The following is a 17,897-nucleotide window of genomic DNA, read 5'->3' as shown; positions in this document are numbered from 1 at the left end:
TTTTTGAGTTGTAGAGCAACTAAATCGGATGCCAACTTATTTTCTCATTATTTGTTTTCTCGCTTTAGCAGCCTCTTCGAGCGATTTCTCGATAGATTGATTTTGTTGAAGTAAATTTTCTGTTTGATCCAGGTGGTGGCGAAAATCCTGAATCGCTTTTAAAACGGCATTACGATTTTGGTTAAGAATTTCATTCCACATAGGTGGCGAGCCTAAAGCAACGCGCGTGCCATCACGAAAACCGCCTCCAACCCATTGGAGAGCATCTGCGGTATGGTGTGAGGTAACGGTGTTGACGAGTAAGGAAGCGACAAGATGAGGCAGATGACTGATCGCAGCAACCAGTTGATCATGATGATCGGGAGGTAATATTTTGATGCGACAACCGAGCGTTGTCCAAAGCTCGGTTATTTTTTGCTGAGCAGCAGGTGAAGTGTTTTGGGTGGGAGTGACAAAGCAAGCGGCGTTATCAAATAAAATTTCTGTAGCATGTTCGAAACCGGTTTTATCTGATCCAGCCATGGGATGACTGCCGATGAAAAGCGCGTGCGAATCGAAAATTTTTTCCAGAGCTTCTACGACGGTCGTTTTGACGCTGCCGACATCAGTAACCAAAGTGTCTGGAGTTAGATAAGGAAGACTAGTTTTAGCAAGAGTTGGCATGACGCCAATGGGAGTAGAAAAAATAACCAGCTGCGCTTCGGTGACAGCTTCTTGAATGTCGGTAGTGGCAGAGTTGCCAATATGTTGGGAGTGAAGTTGCGCGATAATTTCGGAGCGTCGTGTCCAAAGCATAATATTTTTGGCGAGTCGATGTCGTTTCATCGCTAAGGCCAAGGAACTGCCTAAGAGGCCCGCGCCTAAAATCGCCACTTTATTGAATTGCATAGTTAAGGAGCCGATATTTTTTTCAAAGCACTTACGAAACGTTGGTTTTGGTCCGGTGTTCCAATTGAAACACGAATGTAATCGGGTAATTGGTAGGCATCCATGGCTCGCACGATCACGCCTTGCGCCAATAATTTTTTAAAACATTCCTTGCCTTGACCCACTTTCACGAGAATAAAATTAGCGCAGGCGGGAACGAAAGAAAGTTTGAGTTGTTGAAAAGCATTTTCCAAAAATTTTCGACCTTCATCTACGATTTTGCGTGTAGCTTGTTGGTGTTCTTCGTCTAGCAGCGAAGCCGAGGCGCCGGCTTGGGCGATCGCATTGACGTTGAAAGGTTGGCGTGAACGTTGCAGCCATGAGTTGATGAAATTCGGTGTAAATCCGTAGCCAATTCGTAAACCAGCCAGACCCTGGCTTTTTGAAAAAGTGCGCATGACAACTACATTTTTTCCTTCACGCACGTAGCGCAAGCAATCGGGCGGATGGGTCATGAATTCGTAATAAGCTTCATCAAAAACCGCGATAACATGAGGGGGGAGTTGGTGGACAAAATCATCAATGGCTTGTGCATCCACCCAGGTGCCGGTGGGGTTGTTTGGGTTGGCTACGATCACTAATTTAGTTTTGGGAGTGATGGCTTTTCGCATGGCGATCAGATCATGTTGAAAATTTTGATCCGGCACTTCGATGCATTTGGCGCCGAAAAGTTGTGCCATTAATTTATAAACTAAAAAAGCGTGTCGCGAAATAACAACTTCAGAATCGTGATTGAGAAAAGCGTGGCCAAGAAGTTCAATAATTTCGTTGGAACCGTTGCCCAATGTAATGCAATTCATTGGCACATTAAATTTTTGTGAAAGGGCTTGGGTCAAATGATAAGAATGGCCGTCGGGATAGAGATGGCTTTCCGCTACGGCTTCACGCATGGCAGCAACGGCTTTGGGAGAAGGACCAAGCGGATTTTCGTTGGAGGCCAGTTTGACGATAGTTTTGGGATCAAGCCCTAGTTCACGCGCAGTTTCATCAATCGGTTTGCCGATTTCGTAAACTTCCAGGGAGCGAAGTTGAGGATTGATTTGATTTTCTAAATTTTTATTTAACTGCATAAACTTTGGGCAATTTAACAACCGAGAAGGCTGTTCTACAATCTTATTTGATAGTGTCCATTTTTATGAATGACATTTAATTTTTTATTAAAGCAGGAAGATAAATTTTTTGAAGTCAGCATGCTTTGTTTTTTGCCTTGATTTAATACGCTCCCATTTTTTAGCAAAAGAACATGGGTGAAATGCTTCGTAATTTCTTCGATGTGGTGGGTGATAAAAACCAGATATGGCGCCTGGCGTTTGTGCAATAATTTTTCAATAAATTTTAGGAAATTTTCGCGCGCTACAGGGTCGAGCCCTGCGCAGGGTTCATCTAAAAAAAGGATAGCAAAATTTGCCATGAGCGCGCGACCAATCAGGACGCGTTGCCTTTCGCCTTGAGATAAAATGTTCCAAGCGCATTGTTCTAGGTGGGCGCATTGAATTTGACGAAGAATTTTTCTGGCATGGTTAAGTTCTTTGCGAGAAGGAGATTTCCAAAGGTTAATAATCGCTTTTTTGCCGCTGGCCACGACAAAAAGTGCAGTTTCGTCGGGCTGGATTCGTTGAGCGAGTGAGGCGCTAACGAGGCCGATTTTTTTTCGAATATCTTGCCAATTGGTTTGGCCATATTCGTTATCGAAGACTTGAATCGCGCCTGAGGTGGGAACGAGGTAACCGGTGATAGTATTAAGAAGCGAAGTTTTGCCCGAGCCGTTTGCGCCTAAAATCACCCATTGCTGATCTTGATGAATAGTCCAGTTGATGTTGCGTAAAATTTTGCGATCTCTTTCAACGCATAGTTTTTTGATTTGAATAATAGCGGAGGACACTCGCTTGCCACTTATTTATCTTTAAGAAGATCGCGAATTTCAGTTAGCAAAATTTCCTCGCGAGAAGGAGCTGGCGGCGGTGCGGCTTGTTCCTGACGACGATAAAATCGGTTAATGAATCGAACAAAAATAAAAACGGAAAAAGCGATAACGAGAAAATCAATAGTAGTTTGAATGAAATTTCCATAATTAATTGTGACAGGCGCATCGGGTTTCCCACCAATGGGTAATTTAAGATTGGTAAAATTGACATCGCTCATGACGAGGCCGATGGGAGGCATGATGACATCCGCAACAAGTGAGGAAACAATTTTCCCAAAAGCCGTTCCAATTACCACGCCGACGGCTAAGTCGATCACATTGCCACGATTGATGAAGGTTTTGAATTCTTGGAAGAGGCCCATGAAAGGTTTTTATAATAATTTTAGCATAAAAGCAATCTGGGAAAGAAAAACGGGTTAAAGATGGCTAGGGGATAAGATGTGCAGGGCTATTGATCATGCACTTATATCGTGGTGCAAGATCATTTATCAATATATCGAAGAGCTAATCACTTGATTGTTTGGAATCAGTAAAACTGGTGTAGAGTAGCGCGTGGATCCCCGGGGTTAAGCCCGAGGATGACATGAGGCGTATTGTTGGAGAATAGTTAGCTTCTCTTTTTTGATCTCGGCCTTAGAAGTTGATTTAATTAATTTTACAAATGACAATGAGATAAACCTCGTTTTTCGAGATATTGTTGGTGGTAGTCTTCAGCGCGATAAAATTCGGCAGCGGGAAGAATTTCCGTGGTGATAGGTTTGTTATAGTTTTTAGCGATTTTTTCTTTGGAAGAGATCGCGGCAGCTTTTTGAGTTTCATTTTGATAAAAAATAGCGGAACGGTATTGCGTGCCCACGTCCGGACCTTGTCGGTTAAGTGTGGTCGGATCATGATTTTTCCAGAAAACGTCTAGGAGGGTTTCGTAAGAAACTTTTGTTGGGTCATAAATAATTTCTACAGCTTCCGCATGACCGGTTTTATCGGTGCAAACTTGTTCGTAAGTGGGATTTTTTGTTTTGCCTCCGGTATAGCCGACTGAAGTAGAGATGACGCCTTTAATTTGTCGGAAGGTGGCTTCAACACCCCAAAAGCAGCCTGCGGCAAAGACCGCTTTTTCGGTTTTAGTTTGTGCTGTTTTTTTGAGTGGAGTAAAAATTAGTGAAGCAGAGTTTAAACAGTAGCGAAGGCCAGTAGGTTTAGGTCCATCATCAAACACGTGACCTAAATGGGCGTCGCATCGCGCACAAAGAATTTCGACTCGTTTCATACCGTGGCTTAGGTCGGTTTGAGTGATGACATTTTCTTTGGCAATAGGAGCGAAGAAACTTGGCCATCCAGTGCCGGAATGAAATTTGGTGTCGGAACGAAATAGCGGTAGTTGGCAGCAAACGCAGGAATAAACGCCATCTTCTTTATGGTCATTGAAAAGGCCGCAGAAAGGACGTTCGGTGCCCTTGCCGCGAGCGATTTCGTATTGTTCTGAAGTGAGTTGTTTTTGCCATTCTGCGTCGGTTTTGATGACTTTATCGACTTGTTGAGGAGCGGTAAGTTGGCCTTGTTCATCCAGTAAACGAACAGTGACTTGGGGAGGTGTTGCCATAGTTGTCATAATAATAAGCTTATTAAAAAAGAGAACAATGCCAATTCCGAGAGATAACGTTTTTAAGTTCATAACATTTAGACGCTTTTTATTGAGAAAAATTTTGACTATTGTTAAATAGTGAGCATTAGTTTACATTATAATAAGATGAATCATTTCCACCGTTTAATAAAAAGAAAAAATAATTTACATAACTTATTGACTCTAAGTGTATTGCTTCCTATTCCTGACCTTATTAAGGCAGAGCCTTTCCCGTCAACTATTAGTTTTTCTAATTTTCCTAATGAAGCGTTTGGCACTTTAATTAATGGCAATTTTGCTGGAGATCAATTAGGAGCTTCAGTTAGCGGCATTGGCGATGTGAATGGAGATGGTATTGAGGATTTTATTATTGATGCTCCTTATGCAGATCCGAATGGTAAAAGCAACGCGGGGCAGTGTTATGTTATTTTCGGTAAAAAGGGAGGTTTGGGATCACAGGTAGAAGGGGGTCAATTAGACGGCTCCAATGGGTTCATAATTAATGGGGCGAGCGCAGGAGATAATTTAGGTTTTTCGGCTAGCGGCATTGGCGATATAAATGGTGATGGTTTAGACGATTTAGTGATAGGTGCTTTTAACGCGGATCCTAACGGGGTAAGCTCAGCAGGAAAAAGCTATGTAATCTTTGGAAGGACAACAGAATTTGAGTCTGCTATTGAGCTGACTAGCTTAGATGGAAGTAACGGTTTTGTATTAAATGGAACGAGCATCAATGATCGTTCCGGCAGTAAAGTGAGCGGCATAGGCGATTTGAACGGTGATGGAATTGAGGATTTTGCGGTAGGCGCTGGAAGTGCAGGGGGATTTGCTGGCAAAAGTTATATCATTTTTGGAAGTCAAGATGGGTTTTCTCCTGTCATTGCGTTAAATAGCTTAAATGGGAATAATGGTTTTATTATTAACGGTATTAATCCTAACGATTTTTCTGGGAGTTCTTTGGATGGTGCTGGGGATATAAATGGCGATGGAATTAATGATTTGATTATTGGTGCTCGTGGCGCTGATCCCAATAGCAAAATTGATGCGGGACAGTGTTATGTGATTTTTGGAAAGACAACGCCTTTTGAACCAACTTTTTCATTAAATAGTTTAAATGGGAATAACGGTTTTAAAATAAATGGAGCCAATGCCGGTGACTACACCGGTATCTCGGTTAGTGGCGCGGGCGATGTCAATGGGGATGGAATGGGTGACGTCATTATTGGCGCGCGTGGCGCTGATCCTAATGGCAAATCAGAGGCGGGAAAAAGTTATGTGATTTTGGGCAAAACGACTGGTTTTGAAGCGAGCATGGAACTGAGCGCTTTCAATAACAGTAAAGGCTTTGTATTGAACGGAATTAATGTCTTGGATCGCTCAGGAGGGTCAGTTGCTAATGCTGGCGATATTAATGGTGACGGTTTAGGGGATTTATTGGTAGGCGCTGCCTTTGCCGACTTTAATGGAAAAACGAATGCCGGCCAAGCTTATATAGTTTTTGCAAATCGTGCCGGATTTGAGGCGAGCGTAGAATTAAGCGCTTTGAATGCAAGTAATGGGTTTACTTTAAATGGCAATCTTCCTGCAGATTTTGCCGGTTCAGGTGTGAGCGGCATTGGCGATGTCAATGGCGATGGGGTAGATGACTTTATTGTAGGAGCTTCTTCAGCCGATCCTAATGGGCTTATGAATGCGGGCCAAAGCTATATTATTTACGGTCGGGACTATAGTCCTCAAGGCGATTTCACGGCTAATTTTGCACCGGATTTACTGATTCAAGGACCTCGAAAGAGTTTAAAAGTGTTGCCCTTGTTAAGAGAAGGAGATTCGATTAAGCCCGAGGGAGATATCGATGTTTCTTTGCCCACGAAAATCGTGCCTACGGGAAATCGCTTAGCTAAAAAGACCAAACTCTTGAGCAGTTTGGATTTTGATGATGGCGGGGTGAGTGATATTCTAGTGAAATCGAGTAAAACACAGTTAAAACTTTACCAATTGGACAATCAAGGTTCGCCCGTGACACCCACAGTGATTGGAGAAATCAATTTTGTTTTGCCTAAAAAACATCGTTACGTGGGAGCGGGTGCTTTAACTGGAGTCAGAGATGATAAGCTGGATTTGGTGTTAAAAAAAGGGAAGAATCTTTTCCTGGCTGAAAATTTAGGCAAAAGTTTTGCTACAGAATTTCAGCCCATAAGTGGAAAGTTGAAGGGGAAACTGTTTTCCTGGCAAAAAGGAAAAGTCATTACCATTAAAGGTAGAAAGCTTTCTCAACAAATTATTACCGGTTTAAATTTAGGAGATTCCATAGAGTTAGGAAGCGTGGCTAAAGGACAAAAGCCGGTGTTGATGTTGGACATGAATCAAGATGCTAAGATGGATATTGTGATGATCGATAAAAAGCGTAATGTAGGTTATGTGAGCGAGGATAATATTAGCGCTTCTCCTACGCCTATTACGACTTTGCCTAAGAAAACGAAATTGGTGGGGCCGAAATAAATTATTAAAGAAATCTTAGAGATTTAACGCGCTTTTTCGCGCGCGATAAACTAATTCTTCGGACAGCATTCGATTTTTTGCGATGAGGTCAGCGATCACACCCAGTGCGAGTAGTTGAACACCCATCAAAATTAAAACGGCAGCTAAAATAAGGGATGGGATGCGCGTGCGTTCGCTGCCTTCTAAAAAGAAAATCAACCATCGCACCATGAAAAGCATGCCTGCTAAAAAAAGCGGTGTGCCCAGCCAGAGAAAAAATCGCAAGGGCGCGTAGAGCACGTAAATGCGAATCATCGTTGTCATAGAGCGGGCGATATAACGTCCCATGCCTTTGAAAAGTCGCGATTCGCGAAGTTTGCCATTGACGCGAATAGGTACGCTCACGACACGTAATCCTTGTCGGCCCGCTTGAATAAGAGTCTCCATCGTATAAGTAAAACGCGAAAAAACGCTCATCCGTAGAGCGGCTTCTCGCGAGTAAGCGCGAAAACCGCTTGGGGCGTCGACGACTGTGGTTTGCGAAATTTGTCGAAGCACAGCGCTGCCCAGCTTTTGCAGGATTTTTTTCAAAGGCGAAAAATGACTGATTTTTGAGATGGGCCGTGCGCCAATCACGACATCGGCTTCGCCTTTGAGAATCGGCTCTACTAACTTTGCGATATCGGCGCCGACATATTGATTGTCTGCATCGGTATTAACAATAATATCCGCGCCGAGCTCCAAAGCGCGAGTAATTCCAGACATAAATGCCTTAGCTAGTCCGCAGCGTCGTCCTAATGATAAAATATGCTCTACGTGATTTGCGCGCGCCACCTCCACAGTACGATCGGTCGAGCCATCATCAATGACAAGACGCTCGATTTTACTAATGCCAGAAATGTTTTGAGGTAAGTCGCTAACGGTAATAGGCAGAGTTTCTTCTTCGTTGAGACAGGGAATTTGAATAATTAATTTAGGCTGTGGGGTTGTCATTAGGTTTTATTTTTGTAAACTTTTACAAAAAAATTCACAGAAAGAAAAAAGAAAAAAGAGTAATGTTGCCCCAAACGGTTAAAGTTATTGCGGAAGAGTCGGATTTTTTGGTGGTGGAAAAGCCGGCGCATTGGCTGGTGCACCCCACGAAATTAACTGGGGAGTGGACTGTAATTGACGAATTAAAGAAGCGTTATCCTAAAAATACTTTGGCTTTGATCAATCGTCTGGATCGTGAAACGAGCGGATTATTATTAGTAAGCCGAAATGCAGAAGCTGCTTCACTTTTGGGAAAGATGACCGCACAACGTGCAATTGGCAAAGAATATCAGGCAGTGGTTTGGGGGCATTGCCTGAAAGATCATGACTTTATTGATCTTCCTTTGGATCGGCAGGGAAAACATCAACCATCAGAAATTTATCTCAAACAAGCCGTGATTGAAAGTGGTTACCCGTCCCGAACCGAATACTGGACAATAAAACGATTTAAAGGGTTTACCTGGTTGCGCATTCGCTTGCACACGGGACGGTTGCACCAAATTCGCGTGCATCTTTCTTCTTTAGGACATCCCGTTGTGGGAGATAAAATTTATGGCCCTGACGAAAAACTTTATCTGGAATTTATCAAAAATGGTTGGACAGATAAAATGGCCCAAAAACTTTTATTTAAACGTCATGCTTTGCATGCCAGCCGATTGAAGTTTCATTGGAAAGGAAAAGATTATTTCTACGAATCGCAACTAGCCCTGGATATCCGGCATTTTATGGAAAAGATAAGTTGAAGCTTGAATTTATTTCAATTTTTCCAAAGCAGCTCTTACCTTTCCAAAATCAGGCAAATCTTTAGGGGTTGGAGTTTGTTCGCTGTATTGAATAGTGCCTGTCTTATCAATCACAAATGCTGCGCGAGCAGCCGTATCGCCAATGCCAGCTAAATTGGGGAAAACGACATCGTAAGCTTGAGTGGTAGCTTTGTTTAAATCGCTGGCGAGTTTAATAGAAATTTTTTCTTTTTGCGCCCAGGCTTCTTGCGCAAAGGGGCTGTCAACACTCACGCCGATGACATCAGCATTAAGGGACTCGTAAGCTTTGAGGCCGGAGGAAATATCGCACATTTCTTGAGTGCAGACGCCGGTGAAGGCAAGGGGAAAAAAGAGTAAAACAGTGTTACGTTTTCCAAAATTATTGCTGAGTTGCACGTCTTCGATCGCTTCGCCGCGTTTGGTTTTCAGGGTAAAATCCGGTGCTTTTTGTCCAATTGCCAGTGCCATAAATTTCCTTTGGTTAAGTTTTAATTAACAATAAGCGGCTAAAATATGAAGTTATTGAAGTTTTTCAAACTTAAAAACCAGTCTTGCTTTCTTTTTAAGTTATCCGATACTGTTTAGGTTATGGCAGGATACTTGGATATGATTCATTCTCCCGCAGATCTTAAAAAGTTAAAGATAGATCAGTTGGAGACACTCGCTCAGGAAATTCGTGACGAGTTAATTACCACTTTAGCCAAAACAGGCGGTCATTTAGGGCCGAACCTGGGTGTTGTGGAGTTAACCATCGCTTGGCATTACGTTTTTAATTCGCCAGAAGATCGACTTCTCATGGACGTCAGTCACCAGTGTTATGTGCATAAAATGTTAACGGGTCGCGCGTCTCAAATTGGCACGATGCGCCAATATCAGGGGTTGAACGGTTTTATGTTGCGAACCGAAAGTGAGCACGATCATTACGGCGCGGGTCATGCGGGCACAGCTTTGTCAGCAGCTTTGGGAATGGCAGTGGGACGAGATAAGCGGGGGGGCAATGAAAATATTACCGCGCTTTGTGGCGATGCGGCTTTTACTTGTGGCATCACATTTGAAGCGATGAATAATGTGAAGGATTCCACCAAACGGCTGGTGGTGATTTTGAATGATAACGAATGGTCGATTGATAAAAATGTGGGTGCGATTGCGAACTATTTTAATAAAATTGTAACCAATCCCACTTATGCTCATGTGCATGAAAGAGCAGAGAAATTTTTAGAAAAAATCGGTGGCCAACGAGCTTTAAAATTTGCTCATAAAGTTGAAGAAGGATTAAAAGGTTTAGCATTGCCCAGCACGCTTTTTGAAGAGTTTGGTTTCACTTATTATGGTCCTTTGGATGGGCACGATCTGCCAACGCTCATTAAGACATTTGAATTTTTAAAGGAACAAAATCATCCCGTGCTGCTTCACGCGATTACGAAAAAAGGCAAGGGTTTTGAACTGGCCATGTCGAAACAGAAAAAGTTTCATGGTGTAGGGCCGAACGCTTATCATCCTGATACGGGTGAACTTCAATCGACTGCTGCCGTGCCTACCTACTCTGAAGTTTTTGCCGACACTCTGGTAAAATTAGCCGACATGAATCAAAAAGTGGTGGCTATTACTGGCGCTATGCCCAATGGCACAGGGTTAGATCGATTTCAGCCGAAACATCCTGATAAATATTTTGATGTGGGTATTGCTGAAGAGCATGCTGTTTTATTTGCGGCAGGTTTGGCGACCCAAGGCTTCAAACCTTTCTGTGCGATTTATTCTACCTTTTTGCAAAGGGCTTACGATCAGATTGTGCATGATGTTTGCTTGCAAAATTTGCCTGTTGTTTTTTGTATGGATCGCGGCGGTTTATCTCCAGATGATGGACCCACTCATCATGGTTTGTTCGACATCGCCTATTTAAGAGGTGTGCCTAATCTCATCCACATGCAGCCCAAGGATGAAGACGAATTTGCCGATATGCTTTTTACCGCAATGCATCATGAAGGACCGAGTGCGATTCGTTATCCTCGTGGTGCGGGACAAGGAGTTGCCATAAAAGCGCAGCCGAAGTTGCTCGAGATTGGAAAAGCCGAAGTCATTCGTCATGGTAAACAGGTTGCTATTTTGGGGTTGGGCAATATGTTAGCAATGGGCTTAAAAGTGGCTGACGAATTAGAAAAACAAGGTATTTCTTGCGCAGTGGTCAATCCGCGATTTATCAAGCCTTTGGACACGGGCACTTTAGAATTTTTTGCTCGCAGTGTTGAAGTGATTTGCACATTGGAAGATCATGTTTTGAAAGCCGGTTTTGGTAGCGCGGTGATTGAAGAATTGTCCGATCGTGGCATTAAAACACCAGTCGTGCGGATTGGATGGCCGGATGAATTTATCGAACACGGCAGACTCGATGTTTTACGAGAAAAAAATGGTGTAACGGTGCAAGCCGCAATTGAAAAAATTTTGGGTCGGCTAGCGAAGCAACGTCAGATTACTGGTGTACCTGCAGCAGTGGCTTAATGTAGAAGCGTCTCGCTTGTTTAGAGAAAGACAACCAAGACGGTTGTCCTGTATTCGTCATGAGCAAACAACGCATTGATATTCTTTTGGTTGAGCGAGGTTTGGTAGAATCTCGGGAGAAGGCGAAGGCGTTGGTCATGGCGGGTGAGGTAATGGTAAATCAAAAAAAAGTTTTTAAAGCGAGTGAAACATTTGATGCACAAGTAGAGATTATTGTTAAAACTCCCGAACGCTATGTGAGTCGTGGCGGCTTAAAACTGGAACATGCGCTAAAACATTTTTCTGTTCCCGTGTTGGCAAAGCGAGTTTTGGATATTGGCGCTTCTACGGGTGGATTTACTGATTGTTTATTGCAACACGGCGCTGCTGAGGTTGTAGCGTTGGACGTGGGTCAAGGTCAACTACATTGGAAATTGCGTCAGGATGCGCGAGTCAAGGTGGTGGAGGGAAAAAATGCCAGGCATTTAGCGCCGGGTGAATTGGGTGATCTTTTTGACATGGCCGTAATGGATGTTTCTTTTATTTCTCAGACTTTATTGTGGCCGCGAATTGCCGAACAATTGAAGCCGGAAGGTTTGGTGATTGCTTTGATTAAACCGCAGTTTGAATTAAAAGCTGACGAGGTGGGAAAAGGTGGCGTGGTGCGTGAGGAATCGTTGCGTCAACAAGCTGTAAAAAGAATTTCGAATTGGCTCAGTGCGGAGACTAATTTTGAAATTTTAGGAGTGGTGCCTTCGCCAATTTTGGGTAAAGAAGGAAATCAGGAATTTTTATTATGCGCGCGATTATTAATAAAGTAGGGTTGGTTTTGAATATCAAACGGCCTGAAGCTCGTGAAGTGGGGCGGGAGATTCAGAATGTGGCGCGGAATAGGGGTTGTGAAATTTTTTTAGAAAAAGAAACTGCTGCGTTTCTAGGAAAACAAGGATTACCGTTGTCGCATTTGGTTCGCAAGGTGAAAGGGTTAATTGTTGCGGGCGGAGATGGAACATTACTTTCACTGGTGGGATTGGTCGCGAAGCAGCAGTGTCCAGTTTTGGGAATTAATTTAGGAAGCTTAGGATTTTTGACTTCGACACCTCGTTCACGCACGGAACAAGGAGTTAAAGATTTTTTAAGCGGCGACTGGCTTTTGGATGAGCGAACATTGTTGGAAGTATGGGTGAAATGTGGGAAGCAACGTCGAAAAAAAATTGGCTTAGCTTTGAATGAAGCGCTTTTTGCTCGTAAGCAAGGTTCGCTATTGGCGCATTTGAGTGTGCGCATTGGGTCGGATTTGGTGACGAATTATTTTGCAGATGGCATTATTATTGCAACGCCAACCGGTAGCACGGCCTATTCACTTTCTGCTAATGGTGCTGTGGTGACTCCGAATGCGCCAGTTTTAATTTTGACGCCAATTTGTCCACATACTTTAACTAATCGACCAGTTATTTTTTCTAATCAATCCGTTGTTTGTGTAAAACCGGAACGTGGTGATTCGCTTCGTTTAACTTTGGATGGTCATCGAGAAACGATTTTGACTTCTTCTTGTGAGGCGGAAATTAGTTTAGCTAAAGAAAAATTGCAGTTGGTGATGCCACGTGGTTATCGTTTTTTTGATGTGTTAAGACGCAAATTGGATTGGCGCGGTTCGAATGTAACTTAGTTGTTAGTAAGTAAATTTTCAGAAGACGTCGCCACGGTTTTTTGCTAGTAAAGGCATTGTCATGCGACTTCAAACTTTGCTTCAGCCATCCTTGATTAAGTTGAGTGTTACAGAAACGAAACGCACAGCTGCGATTCGTGAAGTGGCAGAACTTTTAAGAGCGGATAAACGGATCAAAGATTTCGAAAAATTTTATCAGGATTTGCTGACGCGAGAACGAATTGAAACCACATGTTTAGGCGCTGACACGGCGCTCCCGCATGCACGCACGGATCATGTTTCGGATATGGTGTTAGCGGTGGGTCGAAGTCGAGAAGGGGTTTTATTTGAGAATTCGAATCAAACGGTTCGACTCATTTTTTTGGTGGGCACACCCAAACGCATGGCCACAGATTATTTGAGATTAGTGGGAACGATTGCGAGGTTATTAAAACAGGAAACGATTCGTCAGGCGCTATTGATGGCTCCAGATGAACAGGCATTTATTGAAGTTCTGGCACAAGCTGAGTTAAAACTTTAATTTGTTTGTTGATTATGACTAACTTAAAAAGTGTGGCAGCTGAAGCAGGGGTTTCTGTGATGGCTGTTTCTAAGGCGCTGCGTGATGCTTCCGATATTAGTGTTGGCACAAAGGAAAGGATTCGAAAAATTGCGGAACAGTTGGGTTATGTGCCAAATGGTAATGCGCGAGGGCTAAGAAATCGAAAATCTAACACCATTGGCGTGGTGTTGCCGCGATTGGATCAAGGGTTTTTTTCGCAAATTTTATCTGGGATTTTAAAGAGCGCTTCGGAAGTGGGTTATCAAATTTTTATTTGCCAGACCGATGACAATTTGGCGTTGGAATTAAAAGAATTGAGAATTTTGTTAGAACGCCAAGTGGAGGGTATTTTGTTGGCGCCGGCTTTGCGCATGGGCGGAAGATTGGAATTTTTAGAAATGGTGACGCAACGTAATATCCCCGTAGTTTTTTTGGATCGTTTTCCCGCTAATGCCACGCAATTTCCACGCACCGGTTTTGTTGTGGCGCAAGATCGTTTGGGGGCCTCGATCGCGACGGAATATCTAATATCCCAAGGACATCGTGATATTTTGCATTTGGCAGGTCCATTGGGTGCTTCTTCAACAGAAGAGCGGTTAATGGGATATCGCAAGGCTTTGGAAAAATCGAAAGTGGGTTATCGAGATTCCTTGGTGTTTCGAGCCGGTTCCGATATTGAGGAAGGGCGTAAAGCCATGATGCAGGTTTTAAGTGAAAAAGTTTCTTTTAGTTCGATTTTTGCGGTAAACGATTATGTGGCGGTTGGAGCTTGTGAAATTCTTTTGTCGCAAGGCATTAAAATTCCAGAAGAAGTTTCAGTCGTAGGATTTGGCGATGTGCGCTTAGCAAAATATTATCGAGTGCCTCTGACTACGATTTATCAAGGGCAAAAAGAATTGGGGCATTTAAGTTTTGGCATGTTGCTGCAAATGATTCAAGGAATGGCAGTGGAACCGAGACTTTTACCAGTGCAATTGGTGGAACGAAAGAGTGTAAAAAAGATAGAGGAAACAGTTTTATAAAAGTAGGTCTTCGTCTTTTTCTTCTTCCACACTTAAGCTTTCGATAAGGGTTGTTTTTTCGGTGATTGTTTCTGTGACGACCGGATTGTCTTGAGTGTCGGGTTGAATTTGTTGAACGCGTTTTTCAGCTTCTTTTAATTTTTCTTCGCAAAATTTTTTTAAATGGGTGCCTTCTTCATACCGTTGCAGGATATCTTCTAAAGGTAGTTCGGCATTTTCCATTTCTTCAACGATCTTTTCTAATCGTTCCATGGCGACTTCGAAAGTAGCCGGTTCTTTTTCCTTATTTTCTTTAGTTTGTTTTTTGTTGTTGGCCATAATGAGAGTGAGGAATGAATTTAGGTTATTTTACTTTAGCATCAATTGTGCCATCGCGCATTTGAACTTGAAAAGAGTCTTCTGGAGTAAGTTGGCGCGAAGAGCGAACCAGTTTTCCTTCCGGAGTTTTGATTAAGGCAAACCCTCGTTCCAGTGTGTGTAAGGGATTGAGAAGTTCGAGTTTGGCGGCCAATGCTTTGAGTTGTGAGAAGAAAATGGGGATTAAGCGAGTTGGGCTATATTGTTCTAATACCGAAATTTGTGTTTGAAGTTCATAACGTTTTTGTTGAGCAGCTAAGCGAGGGGCTTGAGAAAGTTTTTCAGCGAGATCGTCTATTCGCTGCTGAAAAAGAGCAATAATGCGAACGGGATCGCGAAAGACTGTGCTTTTTGCACAGCGATTGAGATGAAGTCGAAGTTGGGTGAGTTGATGTTGGAGAGCGCGCTGCAAAACAAAATGATGTTTGGTGATGGATTTTAAAATTTCCTGACGATCTTGAATTAAAAGTTCCGCAGCCGCGCTGGGAGTAGGGGCGCGAAGGTCAGCTACCAAGTCAGCAATGGTAAAATCAACTTCATGGCCCACGCCTGAAATGGTTGGAATTGGGCAGGCTGCGATGGCGCGAGCGACAATTTCTTCATTAAATGACCAAAGATCTTCCAAACTTCCGCCACCTCGAGCGAGAATGATAGCGTCTAAAGAAAGGGTCTTTTTTTGATGCCAACGGCTGAGTTGTTGAAGTGCTTGGCTAATTTCTTGAGCTGATTCATTACCCTGAACTCGCACGGGATATAAAAAGAGCTGAAGCTGTGGTGCACGTCGTTTCAAAATATTGAGCATGTCTTGGATCGCGGCTCCAGTAGGCGAAGTGATAATAGCGACTCGACTTGGGTAGCGTGGTAGAAGTTTTTTTCTTTCAGCACTGAATAAGCCTTCAGCCAAAAGCTTCTTTTTAAGCGCTTCAAAGCGTTGCTGTAAATCGCCAAGGCCTTGTGGCATCATTTGACGAACGATTATTTGATATTTGCCTTGAAGTTCGTAAACGGTAATTTCACCAAAGAGAGCAACTTGTTGTCCATCCTTGGGTTCAAAAGGAATGGTGCTTACAATGCCTTTGAAAAGAACTGCGGATAATTGAGCCGAAACATCTTTTAAAGTAAAATAACAGTGACCGGAATTTTGCCTGCGAAAATTGGAAATTTCGCCTTTTACCCAAACGGAACCCAATCGATCTTCCAGCAAATCACGGATTTGACGTGTGAGCTCACTAACAGTGAGACAGGTTTTACTTGTTTGGATAGCCACAGGGCATAAGCTTGACAGGAGTTAAAAGGGATCGCCATCATTAAATAGGTCATTCATTATAAATTTTATTTTAAAAGGGAAAAATTATGGGAAATGCAACTGACGGGAAAGATGCTGATCGTTTAAAGGAGATGGTATTGGATCAAGGTGAACCCGTTCGTGCGCAATCCGTTGTCGATGAAATGGTGGCCAGCACTAAAAATAAAACAAAGCCTCGCATAACTTTTCTGGATGAAAATAAACGACCCGTTACCACGTTAAGAAGAGAAAGTTTAGAGAACTCCGATCTTCAAGACATTAAAAAATTACAGGAAGAATTTTATATTCAACTCGATGATGCATCGCAAGCAGGTAAAAAATCAGTGCCGCTAACGCTTTTTGCTGTGAGTCCTGATGGAAAAGATCGAGCTTTAGAAGGGATTATTCTTTATGAAACGAGTCCAGGAAGATTTGTTTCAAAACCTCAACTTTTGATTAATCCAAAGGAAAAAGGCATTTTTGATTCACCTGATTTTTTTGAAATCTTTAATCCCGTTTTAAAACATGAAGTAGCGTTGGGGGAAACCATTATAGTCGAAAATAAAAATGGTGAACAAAAAATAGAGTCAGCAGTAGTTTGTATTCCTACGGCCAAGCTGTATCAAGTCTCACCCGCAGTTCCAGATGAAAATGGGAAATTGGTTTCTACCCAGCCTCAACAACCTCCTTTTAATAATTTAATGACGGAAGAGAATCCTGCACATGATCGAGTCGCGCATCGCGAAATGCAAATGCAGTTTGATAAAAGTTTGGCAGGGAAAAAAGTGACGTGGACCATTCAGCCATTTCCTTTGGTTGAGGTGGATGGAGGCGCTCAACCTATTCTTCAAGGCGATTTGAAAGAGAGTCCGAATCATAAAGATTATTTTGAAAGCTCTAAAGATTTGGGCGCATCAGGATTTCAACGCATTTCTCAAACCGCAGCAGAAACATTCATTGATGATAACGGATTGACCGCGGTTAGAACTAACTTGCCTCCAATTGCCTTTAATAAGGCTCAAGTGAAAGTGCAGGTGGAAGGGATTCCTGTTCCGCAGGAGGCGGCTAACTTTATTGTTCCTGCGGTTGTGGTGATTGATCCAGGGCATGGAGGTGTAGATAATATTAAGGTTGGAGGGTCTGATGGAAATCACGCCGTGAGTCCTAGTGGAGTTAAGGAAAAAGAAATGACATTAGATATTTCGCGTATGTTGCGTGATCGCTTAAAAGTTATGGGCCAAGAACAAAATTTGCCTATTCGTGTTTATTTAACACGAGATAGTGATGTGAATTTATCATTAAGGGCCAGAGCGAATGTTGCGCGTGATATGGGGGCAGACAATATGCTAACTATTCATTTTAATGGTTATCCTGAAAAGCCTGGAGAAAAAGAAGCACGAGGAACCGAGACTTATATCAGGGGTTCAAACAATGTGAATACGAAAGAAGATCGAGAGTTTGCTCAAAGAGTTCAAAATGCAGCTTATGGCGCTATTAAAAGCCATGATAAAAATGCTGTGGATCGTGGCATTAAAACAGCCAATTTTGGCACCATAAGTGATCCTTACCTCGGTAACACCCAAGATTATCACCCTACCCGATCCGCTTATATGGAAATGGAATTTATTGATGTCAAAGAAGTCGATGAATTATTAAACACCGGCAAAGATCATCAAGAGGTTCGGAAGGATATTGTCAATAGAATGGCGGGTGCGATTTTTGAGGATCTCAAACAACCCAGGCAAAGTCCTCAACAAAATGCCCAAAAAAAGACTTCTCGTGTAACTCGAAAACCATAAATT

At 42.8% G+C, this 17,897-nt stretch carries 17 protein-coding genes; 8 read left to right on the top strand and 9 right to left on the bottom strand.

Annotated elements, in window-relative coordinates; translation table 11 throughout:
• Window positions 1-36 precede the first annotated feature (36 nt).
• The 5 genes from K1X66_08900 to K1X66_08880 form a co-directional block, all read right to left on the bottom strand.
• Complete coding sequence (locus K1X66_08900) at window positions 37-888, bottom strand: prephenate dehydrogenase (protein MBX7158487.1); 852 nt, start codon at window positions 886-888, stop codon at window positions 37-39.
• A 2-nt stretch (window positions 889-890) separates the two neighbouring features.
• Window positions 891-1,997: a histidinol-phosphate transaminase gene (gene hisC, locus K1X66_08895; protein ID MBX7158486.1), complete on the bottom strand. Its 1,107-nt coding sequence runs from the start codon at window positions 1,995-1,997 to the stop codon at window positions 891-893.
• 35 nt (window positions 1,998-2,032) lie between these two features.
• Window positions 2,033-2,809 carry an ABC transporter ATP-binding protein gene (locus K1X66_08890; protein ID MBX7158485.1) on the bottom strand — a complete coding sequence of 259 codons (777 nt, stop codon included), beginning with the start codon at window positions 2,807-2,809 and terminating at the stop codon, window positions 2,033-2,035.
• Between the two features lie 11 nt (window positions 2,810-2,820).
• Window positions 2,821-3,213: a large-conductance mechanosensitive channel protein MscL gene (gene mscL / locus K1X66_08885; protein MBX7158484.1), complete on the bottom strand. Its 393-nt coding sequence runs from the start codon at window positions 3,211-3,213 to the stop codon at window positions 2,821-2,823.
• Window positions 3,214-3,506: 293 nt separating this feature from the next.
• Window positions 3,507-4,451 (bottom strand): bifunctional methionine sulfoxide reductase B/A protein, encoded by a 945-nt coding sequence (locus K1X66_08880; GenBank protein ID MBX7158483.1) that lies wholly within the window; start codon window positions 4,449-4,451, stop codon window positions 3,507-3,509.
• A 147-nt stretch (window positions 4,452-4,598) separates the two neighbouring features.
• On the opposite strand from K1X66_08880, the gene K1X66_08875 reads away from it, so the two are divergent.
• Window positions 4,599-6,971 carry an integrin alpha gene (locus K1X66_08875; GenBank protein MBX7158482.1) on the top strand — a complete coding sequence of 791 codons (2,373 nt, stop codon included), beginning with the start codon at window positions 4,599-4,601 and terminating at the stop codon, window positions 6,969-6,971.
• A gap of 15 nt (window positions 6,972-6,986) precedes the next feature.
• Here K1X66_08875 and K1X66_08870 read toward each other — a convergent pair whose 3' ends face one another.
• Complete coding sequence (locus K1X66_08870) at window positions 6,987-7,943, bottom strand: glycosyltransferase family 2 protein (GenBank protein ID MBX7158481.1); 957 nt, start codon at window positions 7,941-7,943, stop codon at window positions 6,987-6,989.
• Between the two features lie 62 nt (window positions 7,944-8,005).
• Between K1X66_08870 and K1X66_08865 the strand changes: the two genes are divergently transcribed.
• Window positions 8,006-8,725 carry an RNA pseudouridine synthase gene (locus tag K1X66_08865; protein ID MBX7158480.1) on the top strand — a complete coding sequence of 240 codons (720 nt, stop codon included), beginning with the start codon at window positions 8,006-8,008 and terminating at the stop codon, window positions 8,723-8,725.
• Between the two features lie 9 nt (window positions 8,726-8,734).
• Here the strand turns inward: K1X66_08865 and K1X66_08860 are convergent, their stop codons facing one another.
• Window positions 8,735-9,214, bottom strand: a complete 480-nt coding sequence (locus tag K1X66_08860; protein MBX7158479.1) for a redoxin domain-containing protein — start codon at window positions 9,212-9,214, stop codon at window positions 8,735-8,737.
• 120 nt (window positions 9,215-9,334) lie between these two features.
• On the opposite strand from K1X66_08860, the gene dxs reads away from it, so the two are divergent.
• The 5 genes from dxs to K1X66_08835 all read left to right on the top strand — a co-directional run bounded on the left by dxs (window position 9,335) and on the right by K1X66_08835 (window position 14,453).
• The gene (gene dxs, locus K1X66_08855) at window positions 9,335-11,242 is read left to right on the top strand and encodes a 1-deoxy-D-xylulose-5-phosphate synthase (protein ID MBX7158478.1); all 1,908 of its coding nucleotides are present in this window, start codon (window positions 9,335-9,337) and stop codon (window positions 11,240-11,242) included.
• A gap of 59 nt (window positions 11,243-11,301) precedes the next feature.
• On the top strand, window positions 11,302-12,042 hold the full coding sequence (locus K1X66_08850; protein MBX7158477.1) for a TlyA family RNA methyltransferase: 741 nt from the start codon (window positions 11,302-11,304) through the stop codon (window positions 12,040-12,042).
• Window positions 12,018-12,890 carry an NAD(+)/NADH kinase gene (locus K1X66_08845; protein MBX7158476.1) on the top strand — a complete coding sequence of 291 codons (873 nt, stop codon included), beginning with the start codon at window positions 12,018-12,020 and terminating at the stop codon, window positions 12,888-12,890. Before K1X66_08850 ends, K1X66_08845 begins: the two co-directional genes overlap by 25 nt.
• A gap of 61 nt (window positions 12,891-12,951) precedes the next feature.
• Complete coding sequence (locus tag K1X66_08840; protein ID MBX7158475.1) at window positions 12,952-13,410, top strand: PTS sugar transporter subunit IIA; 459 nt, start codon at window positions 12,952-12,954, stop codon at window positions 13,408-13,410.
• A 14-nt stretch (window positions 13,411-13,424) separates the two neighbouring features.
• On the top strand, window positions 13,425-14,453 hold the full coding sequence (locus K1X66_08835; GenBank protein MBX7158474.1) for a LacI family transcriptional regulator: 1,029 nt from the start codon (window positions 13,425-13,427) through the stop codon (window positions 14,451-14,453).
• Here K1X66_08835 and xseB read toward each other — a convergent pair.
• Together xseB and xseA are read right to left on the bottom strand one after the other, a co-directional pair.
• Window positions 14,448-14,771: an exodeoxyribonuclease VII small subunit gene (gene xseB / locus K1X66_08830; GenBank protein MBX7158473.1), complete on the bottom strand. Its 324-nt coding sequence runs from the start codon at window positions 14,769-14,771 to the stop codon at window positions 14,448-14,450. The genes K1X66_08835 and xseB overlap by 6 nt on opposite strands.
• A 25-nt stretch (window positions 14,772-14,796) precedes the next feature.
• Window positions 14,797-16,077 (bottom strand): exodeoxyribonuclease VII large subunit, encoded by a 1,281-nt coding sequence (gene xseA, locus K1X66_08825; GenBank protein ID MBX7158472.1) that lies wholly within the window; start codon window positions 16,075-16,077, stop codon window positions 14,797-14,799.
• An 86-nt stretch (window positions 16,078-16,163) separates the two neighbouring features.
• Between xseA and K1X66_08820 the strand changes: the two genes are divergently transcribed.
• On the top strand, window positions 16,164-17,894 hold the full coding sequence (locus tag K1X66_08820) for an N-acetylmuramoyl-L-alanine amidase (GenBank protein ID MBX7158471.1): 1,731 nt from the start codon (window positions 16,164-16,166) through the stop codon (window positions 17,892-17,894).
• The last annotated feature ends 3 nt before the right edge of the window (window positions 17,895-17,897 follow it).

This window comes from Verrucomicrobiia bacterium (assembly GCA_019694135.1).
GTDB lineage: Bacteria > Verrucomicrobiota > Verrucomicrobiia > JADLBR01 > JAIBCM01 > JAIBCM01.
This window is presented reverse-complemented; position numbering and strand designations above follow the sequence as displayed.

Bases quoted from the DNA above. Each gene is read 5' to 3' on its own strand.
- K1X66_08900 (MBX7158487.1), bottom strand. From the start codon at position 888: ATGCAATTCAATAAAGTGGCGATTTTAGGCGCGGGCCTCTTAGGCAGT.
- hisC (MBX7158486.1), bottom strand. From the start codon at position 1,997: ATGCAGTTAAATAAAAATTTAGAAAATCAAATCAATCCTCAACTTCGC.
- mscL (MBX7158484.1), bottom strand. From the start codon at position 3,213: ATGGGCCTCTTCCAAGAATTCAAAACCTTCATCAATCGTGGCAATGTG.
- K1X66_08880 (MBX7158483.1), bottom strand. From the start codon at position 4,451: ATGGCAACACCTCCCCAAGTCACTGTTCGTTTACTGGATGAACAAGGC.
- K1X66_08875 (MBX7158482.1), top strand. From the start codon at position 4,599: ATGAATCATTTCCACCGTTTAATAAAAAGAAAAAATAATTTACATAAC.
- K1X66_08870 (MBX7158481.1), bottom strand. From the start codon at position 7,943: ATGACAACCCCACAGCCTAAATTAATTATTCAAATTCCCTGTCTCAAC.
- K1X66_08865 (MBX7158480.1), top strand. From the start codon at position 8,006: ATGTTGCCCCAAACGGTTAAAGTTATTGCGGAAGAGTCGGATTTTTTG.
- K1X66_08860 (MBX7158479.1), bottom strand. From the start codon at position 9,214: ATGGCACTGGCAATTGGACAAAAAGCACCGGATTTTACCCTGAAAACC.
- dxs (MBX7158478.1), top strand. From the start codon at position 9,335: ATGGCAGGATACTTGGATATGATTCATTCTCCCGCAGATCTTAAAAAG.
- K1X66_08850 (MBX7158477.1), top strand. From the start codon at position 11,302: ATGAGCAAACAACGCATTGATATTCTTTTGGTTGAGCGAGGTTTGGTA.
- K1X66_08845 (MBX7158476.1), top strand. From the start codon at position 12,018: ATGCGCGCGATTATTAATAAAGTAGGGTTGGTTTTGAATATCAAACGG.
- K1X66_08840 (MBX7158475.1), top strand. From the start codon at position 12,952: ATGCGACTTCAAACTTTGCTTCAGCCATCCTTGATTAAGTTGAGTGTT.
- K1X66_08835 (MBX7158474.1), top strand. From the start codon at position 13,425: ATGACTAACTTAAAAAGTGTGGCAGCTGAAGCAGGGGTTTCTGTGATG.
- xseB (MBX7158473.1), bottom strand. From the start codon at position 14,771: ATGGCCAACAACAAAAAACAAACTAAAGAAAATAAGGAAAAAGAACCG.
- K1X66_08820 (MBX7158471.1), top strand. From the start codon at position 16,164: ATGGGAAATGCAACTGACGGGAAAGATGCTGATCGTTTAAAGGAGATG.